General features: G+C 72.3%; 10 protein-coding genes. 8 read left to right on the top strand and 2 right to left on the bottom strand.

Features of this window, described 5'->3' with window-relative positions; genetic code table 11:
- The first annotated feature begins 80 nt into the window (after nucleotides 1-80).
- Nucleotides 81-1,640: an alkaline phosphatase D family protein gene (locus tag ID574_RS00725; protein WP_188186785.1), complete on the top strand. Its 1,560-nt coding sequence runs from the start codon at nucleotides 81-83 to the stop codon at nucleotides 1,638-1,640.
- A gap of 265 nt (nucleotides 1,641-1,905) precedes the next feature.
- On the opposite strand, the gene ID574_RS61420 is transcribed toward ID574_RS00725, so the two are convergent.
- Nucleotides 1,906-3,519, bottom strand: a complete 1,614-nt coding sequence (locus ID574_RS61420) for an efflux RND transporter periplasmic adaptor subunit (RefSeq protein WP_188186784.1) — start codon at nucleotides 3,517-3,519, stop codon at nucleotides 1,906-1,908.
- 194 nt (nucleotides 3,520-3,713) lie between these two features.
- Between ID574_RS61420 and ID574_RS00715 the strand changes: the two genes are divergently transcribed.
- The 6 genes from ID574_RS00715 to ID574_RS00690 are packed head-to-tail and all read left to right on the top strand — an operon-like array spanning nucleotide 3,714 to nucleotide 9,589.
- Complete coding sequence (locus tag ID574_RS00715) at nucleotides 3,714-4,823, top strand: efflux RND transporter periplasmic adaptor subunit (protein ID WP_188186783.1); 1,110 nt, start codon at nucleotides 3,714-3,716, stop codon at nucleotides 4,821-4,823.
- On the top strand, nucleotides 4,820-5,560 hold the full coding sequence (locus tag ID574_RS00710; protein WP_188186782.1) for an ABC transporter ATP-binding protein: 741 nt from the start codon (nucleotides 4,820-4,822) through the stop codon (nucleotides 5,558-5,560). The genes ID574_RS00715 and ID574_RS00710 overlap by 4 nt, the downstream gene beginning before the upstream one ends.
- The gene (locus ID574_RS00705; protein ID WP_188186781.1) at nucleotides 5,557-6,792 is read left to right on the top strand and encodes an ABC transporter permease; all 1,236 of its coding nucleotides are present in this window, start codon (nucleotides 5,557-5,559) and stop codon (nucleotides 6,790-6,792) included. Before ID574_RS00710 ends, ID574_RS00705 begins: the two co-directional genes overlap by 4 nt.
- Nucleotides 6,793-6,816: 24 nt before the next feature.
- Nucleotides 6,817-7,323: a single stranded DNA-binding domain-containing protein gene (locus ID574_RS00700; protein ID WP_188186780.1), complete on the top strand. Its 507-nt coding sequence runs from the start codon at nucleotides 6,817-6,819 to the stop codon at nucleotides 7,321-7,323.
- Nucleotides 7,320-8,012: a response regulator transcription factor gene (locus ID574_RS00695; protein ID WP_188186779.1), complete on the top strand. Its 693-nt coding sequence runs from the start codon at nucleotides 7,320-7,322 to the stop codon at nucleotides 8,010-8,012. Before ID574_RS00700 ends, ID574_RS00695 begins: the two co-directional genes overlap by 4 nt.
- Nucleotides 8,009-9,589 carry a sensor histidine kinase gene (locus tag ID574_RS00690; protein WP_188186778.1) on the top strand — a complete coding sequence of 527 codons (1,581 nt, stop codon included), beginning with the start codon at nucleotides 8,009-8,011 and terminating at the stop codon, nucleotides 9,587-9,589. Before ID574_RS00695 ends, ID574_RS00690 begins: the two co-directional genes overlap by 4 nt.
- Here the strand turns inward: ID574_RS00690 and ID574_RS00685 are convergent.
- A complete protein-coding gene (locus tag ID574_RS00685) occupies nucleotides 9,574-10,953 on the bottom strand; it encodes an FG-GAP and VCBS repeat-containing protein (protein ID WP_188186777.1) in 1,380 nt (459 codons plus the stop codon). The two genes, ID574_RS00690 and ID574_RS00685, sit on opposite strands and share 16 nt — an antisense overlap.
- Before the next feature lie 330 nt (nucleotides 10,954-11,283).
- Here ID574_RS00685 and ID574_RS00680 point away from each other — a divergent pair, with 330 nt between their 5' ends.
- A complete protein-coding gene (locus ID574_RS00680) occupies nucleotides 11,284-12,513 on the top strand; it encodes a cytochrome P450 (RefSeq protein ID WP_188186776.1) in 1,230 nt (409 codons plus the stop codon).
- The last annotated feature ends 1 nt before the right edge of the window (nucleotide 12,514 follow it).

Below are 12,514 nucleotides of genomic sequence, written 5' to 3'. Positions count from 1 at the left end.
AACAGGACGACTGATGCTGTTCACCCGCCCTTGACTCCACTGTCACGGCGGGGTCAGCGCAGCCGGACATACCTGGGAACGTGGACCGCAGAGCCTTCCTGACAGCGGCGACAGCCGGCTTCCTCGCCTCGCCGACCCTCGCCTCACCGGCGTCGGCCTCCCCCTCCAGAACCCTCCGATCCGACCCGTTCACGCTCGGCGTGGCCTCCGGCGACCCGTCGGCCGACGGCTTCGTCCTGTGGACCAGGCTGGCCGTCGACCCGCTGGGCGGCGACGGCCGCGGCGGCATGCCGTCCCGCGACGTGGAGGTGGACTGGCAGGTCGCGGCCGACGAACGCTTCTCGAAGATCGTCAAGTCCGGTACGGCCACCGCCCGCGCCCGTGACGCCCACAGCGTCCACGTCGAGCTCAAGGGCCTGGAGCCGGGGCGCGAGTACTTCTACCGCTTCAGGAGCCAGGGCAGGATCTCGCCCACGGGCCGCACCAGGACGACGCCCACCGGCGAGACGACGCCGCTCACGTTCGCCGTGGCCGCGTGCGCCCACTACGAGCACGGCTACTACACCGCCTACCGCCGCCTCGCCGAGCAGGAGCCCGACCTGGTGGTGTTCCTCGGCGACTACATGTACGAGTACGGCCCCAGCGGCTACACCGCGCTGGCCGGCCGCGTACGCACCCACACGCCCGGCAAATGCCAGACGCTCGCCGACTACCGGCTGCGGCACGCCCAGTACAAGAGCGACCACGACCTCCAGGCCGCGCACGCGGCGGCGCCCTGGCTGGTGGCGTTCGACGACCATGAAGTGGAGAACAACTGGGCCGGCCCGGTCTCCAGCAAGGAGACACCCGGGTTCACCCGGATGCGGGCGGAGGCGTTCCGCGCCTACTACGAGAACATGCCGCTGCGCCGCGCCAGCCTCCAAGGGGCGGTGCTCAAGGTGAACCGGCGCATCTCCTGGGGCACGCTGGCCCGCTTCCACCTGCTCGACACCCGGCAGTTCCGTGACGACCAGGCGTGCCTGGACGGCGTGCGGGCCGGGTGCGACGACCGTCTGGAGGCCGAGCGCACACTGCTCGGGGCCAGTCAGTGGCGCTGGCTGGAGGAAGGGCTGCGCGGCTCCACCACCCGCTGGAACCTGCTCGGCCAGCAGATCATGATGACGCACCGCGACTACAAGATCGGCCCCGGGCGCGAGGTGAACCTGGACTCCTGGGACGGGTACGCGGCCGAGCGCACCCGGCTGCTGAGATCGCTGGCCCGCACGTCCAACCCGGTGGTCCTGACCGGGGACGCGCACATCCACCACTCGGCCGAGCTCAAGACCGACTTCGACGACCCTGACTCGCCGGTGGTGGCCAGGGAACTGGTGGCCTCGTCGATCGCGAGCGACGGGGACGGGTACCGGGACCGGACGTGGATCGCGGAGGCCCTGCAGGAGAACCCCCACATCTCCTTCATGGACCAGCGGCGCGGCTACCTGGTGGCCCGACTCACCCGGGACGACCTGGCCGTCGACTTCCGGACCCTGGACTACATCTCCCGCCGGGGCGCCAAGGCCAAGACGGCCCACCGCATCACCATCCCGGCCGTCACGGGCGCCGCGGCGGCCGGCCAGGCGGGTGCTCCGCGGGTCGGCTGAAAGCCGGCTGGAGATCGGCTGAAGATTCCCTCAACGCGCTGACCCGCCGTCGTGCGGCCAGGGCTGGGCCGGTCCTGCGCCGACATGCCAGCTGACATCGTGGGCGGGCGTTGGGCGCCCATGTCGCGCCGCCTCCATGCCCGTCGGCGTCGCACCCTGGCGCTGGGCATCGCGGCGGGGTGCGTTGCCGGTGCGCCGGGATGGCACAGCCGGCGGACAGCGCGTCCACCGGAATGGTCCCGCGCCCCAGGGCGGGACGGGCCGGTCATGCGCCTGGCCAGGAGCCGTCGGGGAACTCGCCCGACGCGCTGCCGGACATGACCACTTGGTCGTTCTCGTCCAGCCCCGACGTCACCTCCACGTACTGGTCCCCGCGCACCCCCGTCCGCACCACCTTCGCCAGGTCACGCCCACCCGCGCGCACCGTGACCACCTGGGTGCCGTCCGACCTGCTCCGCACCGCCGCCGCGGGCACGTAGACGACGTTGTCGGCCTCGTCCGTGGTGATCGTCACCGAGGCCGTCTGGCCCAGCATGAGCCCGGCCGGAGGCTCGTCGAAGGCGAGGGTGACCGAGTAGCGGACGAGCCGGCCGTCGACCGTGGCCGTAGGGGCGATGGCCGTCACCGTGCCCTCGTGGCGCTCGCCGTTGCGGGTGGCGAGCGTGATCCGGGCCCTCTGGCCAATGTCGAGCCGGTTGACGTCGGACTCGGTGACCATGGCCTGCACCTGCAGCTCGTCCAGGTCGCCGAGGCTGATGAAGGTGCTCGTGCCCGCGGTGTCGCCGACGTCGCCCGCGACCGACAGCACCGTCCCCGCCACCGGCGCCACGATGCGGGTGGCCCGTACGGCGTCGGCCGCCTGCTCCAGGGCGGCCTCGGCGCGGTCCACGTTCGCGGCGGCCTGGTCCTCGCCCGTCCCGCCCTTCGTCCCGGCCGGGGCCGGACCGCAGGAACCCGTGCCCGGGTCCGGGCGGGCGCCGCCGGTCGCGCCGGTGCTCGGCCTGGCCGAAGGAGGCTTGCCGGTGGCGGTGGGCCTGCCGCTCGTGGAGGGTTTTCCGCTGGTGGACGGCTTGCCGGTGGGGGAGGGGGTGGCCGATGGACCGTCGCCGGTGGAGGGCCCGTCCCCGGTCGGCAGCGATCCGCTGCTCCGGCTCGGGGTGGGGGTGACGGTCGCGGTGACCGTGGCGGTCACGGTGACCGTCACGGTGGGCTGGGGCTCGGTGGGCACGGAGGTCGGGGCGGTCGTGGGGCGAGGGGGGTCCGTCGGATGCGGTGCCGGGCTGGAGGTCGAGGTCGGCGTCGGGCTCTTGTCCCCGTCCGTGCGCGCCCCTGCCTCTCTGGTCGCCTCCGTGCCCATGGAGGGGCGGCCCGACGGCCCGAGCGCGCCGCCGCCTGCCGGGGCGGAGGTTCCGGTGGTGGGGGTGGCCGCGGGCGAGCCGCCGCCCGGGGCACAAGTCGTGCCGGTGCTCCCCGAGGTGCCGTTCCCGCCGGTCGTGCCGGTGCCGGCGGTCGTCGCCGTTCCGGATGACGCCTGGTCCAGGGCCTCCTCGGCGACCGCCAGGTCGGCCTTGGCCGCCTCGTACGCCTCCCGCGCCGCCCGCCCGTCGATCCGGGCCAGGACCTGCCCTTTCTCGACCTTGGACCCGACCCTGACGTACACCTTGGCCACCGTCCCCGAGGAACCGAAGGCGAGGTCGCGGCGGGAGCCGTCCACGGTGGCGCCCGCGGCGCTCACCACGGCATGAACCTGCCCGCGCTGGGCGGAGGCGAGCCGCACCTGGACGGCGGGCGGCGCGTCGTCGCGGAGCGCGACCGCCAGGCCGGAACCGGCGGCGAGCACGGCGAGGGCGAGCCCGCCCAGCGCGAAAGTCCGTCTCATGGCGGATCATCCTGGCGAAGCAGGTTCGCGGCACGCTGCGAGCAGCCTAAGAGTTCCCTGTGCGCCCGCCCGGCCCTCGGCGCTATCAGCGAACGTTCAGCTTGCTCGCGGCTGCGGCGCAGGCTGGTGTGCAAGGGTCACCGCCTGTGAAGGTGTCGAAGAGGCGCAGAGCGCGAGTGAGCAGCAGAGCGCTGATGACCAACGGAGCCCTGGTGGCGCTCCTGGTGTGCGGTGCCGTGCTCGCCTACGGCCAGCTGGGCGCGGGACAGGCCGCGGGCGAGACGACCGTGCGGACCGTGACCGCGAGCCGCGGCTCCGTGGTGGCCTCCGTGTCCGCCTCGGGCTCCGTCGAGAGCGCCAAGTCCCGCGCGCTCTCGTTCGGTACGTCCGGGACGGTCGAGAAGATCTACGTCAAGGCCGGCGACAAGGTCGGCAAGGGCGACATCCTCGCCAGGCTGGACGACGACGCCGCGCAGGAGAGCCTGTCGGCGGCCAAGGCCACGTACGACAGCGCCCTGGACGACGGGACCGGCACGGCCGAGTTGTACGCCGCCTACGTCAAGGCCCGCAACGCCTACCGGGAGGCCCAGCGCACCCTCGCGGCCACCGTGCTGAAGGCCCCGTTCGCCGGCACGATCACGGCGGTGAACGGCTCGGTCGGCGGCGACAGCAGCGGCTCGGCACAGAGCTCCGCGCAGAGCACAGGTCAGGGCCAGGGCACAGGACAGTCCCAGACCGGCAGCGGCTTCATGGAGATCGCCGACACCGGCAGGCTGCAGCTCGTCGGCGCCTTCACCGAGTCCGACGTCGGCAAACTCGAACAGGGCCAGACGGCCACGGTCACGTTCGACGCGCTGCCGGGCGTGACAGCCACCGGCGAGATCACCCAGATCGAGCCCGTCGCCTCCACCAGCGACAACATCGTGCAGTATCCCGTCACGGTCACCTTCACCGAGGTCCCGAGCCAGGTGCGGCTCGGCCAGACCGCCACCGTCGAGGTCGTGGTCGGCCGCGCGGACGACGTGGTCACCGTCCCTTCCACCGCGGTGTCCACCAACGGCGGCCAGGCCACGGTCACGCTGCTGCGGAACGGCCGCCAGACCAGCACGCCCGTGGAGGTGGGCGTGCGGGGCGCGACCCTGACCGAGATCAAGTCGGGCGTGTCCGAGGGCGACCAGATCGTCCCCCCGGCGACCTCGACCGGCACCACCATCGGCGGCAACCAGCGGCAGTTCGGCGGCGGGGGCTTCCCGGGCGGCGGCGGGATCCCCGGCGGGGGCGGCGTGCCGGGAGGCGGGCGATGACATCACCGGACAGCCCCGCGCCGGTCCTGCGGGTCAGGGACCTCGTCAAGGAGTACGGCGACGGCGACGCCAAGGTCCGCGCCCTGCGCGGCGTCAGCCTGGACGTCGAACGCGGCGACTACGTCGCCATCATGGGCGCCTCAGGCTCCGGAAAGTCCACGCTCATGAACATCCTCGGCTGCCTCGACGTCCCCACCTCCGGCACGTACCTGATCGACGGCGCCGACGTGGGCAGCCTGGACGAGCACCAGCTCGCCATCCTGCGCAACCGCCGCGTGGGGTTCGTCTTCCAGTCGTTCAACCTGATCCCGCGCATGAGCGCGCTGGCCAACGTCGAGCTGCCCCTCGTGTACGGCGGCGTCGGCCAGGCGGAGCGGCGCGCCCGGGCGCTGGCCGCGCTGGAGCAGGTCGGCCTGAGCGACCGCGTGCACCACGAGCCGAACCAGCTCTCCGGCGGCCAGCAGCAGCGCGTGGCCGTCGCCAGGGCGCTGGTCACCGCGCCCGCGCTGCTGCTGGCCGACGAGCCGACGGGCAACCTCGACACCACATCCACCAAGGACGTCCTGCAGATCCTGGACCGGCTCAGCGAGTCCGGCCGCACGATCGTGCTCATCACCCACGAAAACGACGTGGCGGCCCACGCCAAACGGGTGATCAGGCTGGTGGACGGCGAGATCGTGGAGGACCGCAGGCAGGCCCCCGTCGAGGGCGTGCCCCCGAGGATGGCGGCCCTGTGAACCAGCTCGAGATCCTCCGCTTCGCGCTGCGCGGCCTGCTGGCCAACAAGCTGCGCAGCTCGCTGACCACGCTCGGCATCCTCATCGGCGTGGCCGCGGTGATCCTGCTGGTCGCGATCGGCGAGGGCTCCTCGCGCAGCATCCAGCAGAACATCCAGCGCCTCGGCGCGAACACGCTCACGATCTCCCCGTCCTTCTCGGGAGGCGGCGGAGGCGGCGGCGCCGCCGGGAACACCGGGCCGCGCACACAGGCCAGGCAGCTCAGCCTGGCCGACGCCAAGGCGCTGACCGACAAGACCCTCGCCCCCTCGGTCAAGTCCGTCTCGCCCGTGGTGAACGCCTCCTCCCAGACGGCGGCGTACGGGGCCGCCGGCCACGCGATCGCGCAGTTCGTCGGCACGTACCCCAGCTACTTCGAGGCAACGAACAAGCCCGTGACGAAGGGCACCTACTTCTTCAACGACGACGTGCTGGCCGCCAGGAAGGTCGTGGTGCTCGGCCAGACCGTCGTGGAGGAGCTGTTCGGGGCCGCGGACCCGATCGGCCGGCAGGTCAGCGTGTCCGGCGTGCCGTTCACGGTGGTCGGCGTGCTGAAGGAGGCCGGCTCCACCGGCATGCAGGACGCCGACGACGTGGCCATCGCGCCGCTGCCGGCCGTGCAGCAGAGCCTCAGCGGCTTCGGCTCGCTCAGCTCGATCGTCGTCCAGGCCACCGGCGCGGAGACCACCACGACGGCGCAGTCGGAGGTCACCGCTATCCTCAACCAGCGACATGGCATCACCGCGAACAACCCCGACTACCGCATACTCAACCAGGCCACGCTCCAGGAGACCGTCAGCGCCGCGACCGGCACCTTCACCGTGCTGCTCGGCGCCGTCGCCGCGATCTCGCTCCTGGTGGGGGGCATCGGCATCACGAACATCATGCTGGTGACCGTCACCGAGCGCACCCGCGAGATCGGCATCCGCAAGGCGATCGGCGCGCCCAGGAGCGCGATCCTGGGCCAGTTCCTGCTGGAGGCCACGTTGCTGAGCCTGGTCGGCGGGCTGTCGGGGGTGCTGGTGGCGTTCGTGGGGACCAGGTTCGCCATCGCCGGCATCGAGCCGGTCCTCGTGCCGTCGTCGGTCGCGCTGGCACTGGGTGTGTCGGTGGGGATCGGGCTGTTCTTCGGCAGTTACCCCGCCAACCGGGCGGCCAAGCTCAGGCCGATCCAGGCCCTGCGCCATGAGTAGGGCGCCACGAGTAAGGAGACGCACATGGCCCAGCTCGACTCCTCGCCGTACCCCGACGACCTGCGGGAGGAGCTCGCCGTCCGGCCCGCCAAGGGCATGTCCAAGCTCACGCTGGCGCTGGCCGCCGGCGTCGTCCTGGTCGCGGGGATCCTCATCGGCCTCCAGGCCGGCAAGCTGTCGGCGACCGCCCAGGCGGCGCCGCAGCGCCTCGCGGGCGGCGGCGGGTACGCCCAGCAGCAGGCGCCCCCCGGGTACGCCGACCGGCAGGGCGGGCTCGCCCAGCGCATGGGCGGCGGCACGACCGGCACGGTCGAGAAGGTCGAGGGCGGCAAGGTCTACGTCAAGACCATGGACGGCGCCACCGTCACCGTGAACACCACCGACCAGACCACCGTCCAGATCGCCACGCCGGGCAAGGTGTCCGACCTGAAGGCGGGCACCACGGTCACGGTCCGCGGCCGGCCGGGCGACGACGGCTCCGTGACCGCCGCCTCCATCACTCAGGGAGGCCCTGGGGGAGGCCCGCGATGAGCGAGCCCGAGGCCAGGCTGCTGGTGGTCGACGACGAGCCCAACATCAGGGAGCTGTTCTCGGCCAGCCTGCGCATGGCCGGGTTCGAGGTGCTGACCGCGGCCGACGGCAAGGAGGCGCTGCGGGTGGCAGAGGAGAGCTCGCCCGACCTGGTGATGCTCGACGTCATGCTGCCCGACCTCGACGGCCTGACGGTCGCGGGAAGGCTGCGCTCGCGCGGCCGTCGCGTCCCGGTGCTGTTCGTGACCGCCAAGGACACGCCCGAGGACCGCCTCGCCGGGCTGGGACTCGGCGAGGACTACGTGACCAAGCCGTTCAGCCTGGAGGAGGTCATCGCCCGGATCCGGGCCGTGCTCCGCAGGACCCGCAGGGGCACGCCGCCGCCGAACCGGCTGCGCGTGGCCGACCTGGAGCTGGATGAGGAGACCCACGAGGTCTGGCGCGACGGCGTCCCCGTGCGGCTGTCGCCGACGGAGTTCAGGCTGCTGCAGTACTTCATGCTCAACGTGGGCCGGGTCCTGTCGAAGACCCAGATCCTCGACCACGTCTGGAACGGCGACTGGCGCACCGACGTCGGCCTCGTCGAGTCGTACGTGTCCTACCTGCGCAGGAAGGTCGACACCGGCGACCGCAAATACCTGCACACCCTGCGCGGGGTCGGCTACATCCTGCGCCCGCCCCGCATATGAGGAAACATCTGGCCCGGACCCCGCTCTGGCTGCGGCTGGTGTCGGCGACCCTGCTGCTGGTCACCCTCGCCATCACGCTGACCGGCCTGTTCGCCGTGCGGCTGCTGCGCGGCTACCTCGTCGAGCGCGTCGACCAGCAGCTTCGCGCGGCCAGCAGCCCGCGCGACCTGCCCCCGCCGCCCGAGCCGCGCCCGGGGATCGCCCGGCCCGAGCGTTTCTTCGGCCTGTTCCACGTGGTGGTGCTGGACTCGTCCGGGATCCTGGTCAGGACGGTCAGCGAGTCGACCGAGGACCACCGGCCCGCTCTGCCCCGGCTGACCGCCGCCGACGTCGCCGCGCGCGGAGGCCGCCCGTTCACCGTCGAGTCGCGGGCCGCCGGCGGCCCGGCGTGGCGGGTCGTCGCCGCGCTGGGGCGCGGGGGCCAGAGCCGGGTGATCGCCGTCAGCCTCAGCGACGTGGACGGCACGGTCTCGCAGCTTCTCCTCATCGTGGCGGTGGCCGGCGGCGGCACGCTGGTCGTGCTCGGGTTCGCCTGCCATTGGGTGGTACGCCGCAGCCTGCGGCCGCTCCGCGAGATCGCGCGTACGGCCAAGGACATCGCGGGCGGCGACCTGTCGCGCCGGGTGCCGCTCTGGGCGGGCACCACGGAGGTCGGCAAGCTCGGCCGCGCGCTCAACACCATGCTGGCCAGGATCGAGTCGGCCGTGCGCGAGCGGGAGGAGGCGGCCGAGTCGGCCCGCCGCTCCGCCACGGCCGCCAGGCGGTCGGAGGAGCTGATGCGCCGGTTCATGGCCGACGCCTCGCACGAGCTGCGCACGCCGCTGACGTCGATCAGGGGGTTCGCGGAGCTGTACCGGCTGGGGGAGGAGAAGGACCCGGCCGAGGCCCTGCGGCTGCTGGGCCGCATCGAGGGGCAGGCGGCCAGGATGGGGCTGCTGGTGGAGGACATGCTGCTGCTGGCCCGGCTCGACCAGCGGCGGGAGCTGGCCATGCGCCCCGTTGACCTGCTCAGCCTGGCGGCCACGACGGTGATCGACGCCCAGACGCTGGCGCCCGACCGGAGGATCGAGCTGGTGCGGCTGTTCGGGGGAGAGGGCGACGTCGTGGTGACCGGGGACGAGGTACGGCTCGGGCAGGTGCTCGGCAACCTCGTGACCAACGCGCTCACGCACACGCCGCCGGGCACGCCGTTCCAGGTGCGGGTCGGCGTGCGAGGGGAGCAGGCCGTGGTGGAGGTGGCCGACGAGGGGCCCGGGTTCCCGCCCGAGGTCGCGGAGCGGGTGTTCGAGCGGTTCTACCGGGCTGATCCGGCGCGCAGCACGGGCGGGTCGGGGCTGGGGCTGTCGATCGCGGCGACGCTCGTGGAGGCGCACGGCGGATTCATCGTGGCGGAGGGGGAGCCCGGCAAGGGGGCCTTGTTCCGGGTGATCCTGCCGACCGGCGGGGCCGCCGAACCGATCGGCGGAGCCGGGGAGTCGACCGGCGGGGCGGCCGAGTCGAACGGCAGGGCAGGGGAGTCGACCGGCGGGGCGGGCGAGCGGGCCGGTGTGGATCCAGGCCGTCAGCCGAAGGCGTAGCCGTACAGGCCGCTGCCCTTGCTGAGCTGGCGGACCTTGCCCATCCGCAGGCCCGGCTTCCTGGAGCCCGGCGCGTACATCACCAGTCCCTGGTCGGGGGCGGCCACCACGAGTGCGTGGAGCGGGCGCCGCCTCTCCAGCGGCCGGTAGCGCTCGGCCAGCGGGAGCACGGCCAGCGACGCGCCGAAGTCGCGCCCCTTGCCCTTGATCAGCAGGTTCCCGACCCGGGTGAGCCCGCCCGAGGAGCGCCCCTGCAGCACCTGGACGGCCCGCTCGCCGGGCACGCCGATGGCCAGCTCGTCCCTGCCGTCGCCGTTGAAGTCCCCCGCCGCCAGCGACGCCCCGAACCGGTCGTAGTAGCGCGGCTTGCCGTCGAGCGAGTTCTGCGACCACGCCTCCGTCTTGTCCGTACGCAGTCCGCTGCGGGAGCCGTACAGGACGTCCACGGTGCCGTCCCCGTAGTCCAGGGCGCGCTGGTTCTTGGTGATCCCCTCGCCCGGCACGCCGATGGCCAGGTCGGACTTGCCGTCGCCGTTGAAGTCGCCGGTGGCCAGCGACGCCCCGAACGCGTCCCACTTCTCCGACGCGCCCTTGATGCCCGGGCTGCTCTGGGTGAGCTGCCGCGCCCGCCGGGCCCGTACGTCGATGACCGTCACCGACCCCTGCCCGTCCAGCCGGACGCTGTCGGCAGGCGCCCCGACGGCCAGCTCGTCGCGGCCGTCCCCGTCGAAGTCCCCGGTCGCGAGCGAGGCCCCCCACTGGTCGGTCACACCGGCCCGCTGCCGCACCCACCGCGTCTTCTGCGTGATCTGGTACGGCTTGCTCCCCTTCATCCAGTACACCGTGACCGCCCCGCCCGATCGGTGGCTGGGCGCGCCCACGGCGAGCTCGTCGCGGCCGTCCCCGTCGAGGTCACCGGCGGCCAGCGAGGCGCCGAACCGGTCGCTCGACGGCTTGGCCGGCGCCAGCTCCTTGCCCTTGACGAGCCCGTCCACCGACCCGTCGAAGAGCTGGACGACCCCGTTCCCGTCGCCGCCGGACACCCGCTCCCCGGCGAACTCCTCCGACACCCCGACGGCCAGGTCGGCGCACTTGTCCCCGTTGAAGTCGCCCACGGCCAGCGCGGAGCCGAACGAGTCGCCCCGCTCCGCGCCGTCCCCCTGGGTGAGCTTGACCTTCTTCCCGTTCCCGTACATCACGGTCACCGAACCGGCCCGGACGTCGTCGTAGGGCGCGGCCACGGCCAGGTCCGGGCGGCCGTCGCCGTCGAAGTCGAGCGGGTGCCCGCCGCACGCGCGAACCGCGGCGGGAGACGTACCGGAGGCGAGGGGGAGAACCAAGCAGGCGGCGAGCAACGCATTCATACCTACAGGTATCTCCACCGTGCGCGACCAGGGTATGAACTGTTGCTGGCGCTCGCTATGCGAACCTATGGCCTCCCGTGGAACTGTGGTCGGGCGGTCCGGCCCCCGCCCCCATTGGTGTCCGCACCAACGGGACAGCGTCCGGCCGGGCGGTGGCTCCAGAGCCGCACTCCATCCTGGAAGGCGGGTCAGGCCCCGAAAACGCGGTTCTCGGCCGCGGTCTGCCCGGCTCAGCCGGACGGATGCGGCCTCGGCTTCCACCGGATCGCTTTCCGGGCTCGGCTGAGCGGAAGACGCTTTACCACCGTGGGAACGTGCCAGGATAGACGGGTGGACATCGACCTCGCTGATCTCGATTTCTGGCGTAAGCCGCTCAAAGAGCGGAATGAGGCGTTCGCTCGGCTCCGGCAACTGGAGCATCCGGTGTTCTTCCCGGAGAAGAAAGTGCCGCTCCTGCGCTCCGGCAAGGGTTTCTACGCCCTCGTACGGCACGCGGACGTGGTCGAGGCCAGCCGCAACCCCAAGATCTTCTCCAGCGAGCCCGCCGTCACCAACCCCGAGCCGCCCGGCTGGGTGAAGCAGGTGTTCGGCGAGTCGATGGTCAACATGGACGACCCGCGCCACGCCCGCCTGCGCCGCATCGTGACCCGCTCGTTCAGCCCGAAGATGCTGGCCAATCTGCAGAGCGACATCGAGGCCGCCTGCGCCCGCATCGTCGACGACGTGATCAAGGAGGGCCCGCGCGACTTCGTCACCCAGGTCGCCGCCCGCCTGCCCATCCACGTCATCTGCGACATGCTGGACATCCCGCACGAGCTCCGGGAGAAGGTCCACCAGCACGTGGACATCTCCACCGCCTACACCGGCGTGCGCCCCAGCCTGGCCCGCAGCGTCCAGATGGCCGGCCAGAACATGCTGGCCCTGCTGGCCCTGCAGCGCATGGTCATCAAGCTCGGTCACGAGCGCGTCGCCAACCCCAAGGGCGACCTGGTCTCCCTCCTGGTCAACGCCAACCCCGACGGGGAGAAGCTGACCGACAAGGAGCTCGGCTCGTTCTTCGCGCTGCTGCTGGTCGCGGGCAACGAGACCGCGCGCAACACGATGGCGCACGGCATCAAGCTCCTCACCGACAACCCGGCGCAGCGCGAGCTGCTGATGAGCGACTTCGACACGCACATCAACGGCGCGATCGAGGAGATGGTCCGCTACGTCTCCCCGATCATGCAGTTCCGCCGCACGGTCACCGAGGACTACTCGCTGCGGGGGCTGGAGCTGAAGAAGGGCGACAAGGTCGTGCTTTTCTACGGCTCCGCCAACCGGGACGAGTCGGTCTTCCCGGACGCGGACACGTTCGACATCACCCGCGACACCAAGCCGCACGTCGGCTTCGGCGGCCCCGGGCCGCACTTCTGCCTGGGCGCCAACCTCGCCAGGCAGGAGATGCGCACGATGTTCCGCGAGCTGCTGACCCGGCTCCCCGGCATCCGCTCGGTTGGCGAGCCGGAGCTGCTGCTGTCGAACTTCGACAACAGCGTCCGCAGTCAGGCGTTCACCTTCTAGC

Origin of the sequence: Nonomuraea sp. SYSU D8015, from assembly GCF_008065375.1 — a bacterium.
Lineage (GTDB): Bacteria > Actinomycetota > Actinomycetes > Streptosporangiales > Streptosporangiaceae > Nonomuraea.
The sequence above is the reverse complement of the archived record's forward strand: the minus strand, read 5'-3'. Positions and strand labels throughout refer to the sequence as shown.

Excerpts from the sequence above, each read along its gene's own strand:
- ID574_RS61420 (WP_188186784.1), bottom strand. The coding sequence starts at position 3,519 with ATGAGACGGACTTTCGCGCTGGGCGGGCTCGCCCTCGCCGTGCTCGCC.
- ID574_RS00715 (WP_188186783.1), top strand. The coding sequence starts at position 3,714 with ATGACCAACGGAGCCCTGGTGGCGCTCCTGGTGTGCGGTGCCGTGCTC.
- ID574_RS00710 (WP_188186782.1), top strand. The coding sequence starts at position 4,820 with ATGACATCACCGGACAGCCCCGCGCCGGTCCTGCGGGTCAGGGACCTC.
- ID574_RS00700 (WP_188186780.1), top strand. The coding sequence starts at position 6,817 with ATGGCCCAGCTCGACTCCTCGCCGTACCCCGACGACCTGCGGGAGGAG.
- ID574_RS00695 (WP_188186779.1), top strand. The coding sequence starts at position 7,320 with ATGAGCGAGCCCGAGGCCAGGCTGCTGGTGGTCGACGACGAGCCCAAC.
- ID574_RS00690 (WP_188186778.1), top strand. The coding sequence starts at position 8,009 with ATGAGGAAACATCTGGCCCGGACCCCGCTCTGGCTGCGGCTGGTGTCG.
- ID574_RS00685 (WP_188186777.1), bottom strand. The coding sequence starts at position 10,953 with ATGAATGCGTTGCTCGCCGCCTGCTTGGTTCTCCCCCTCGCCTCCGGT.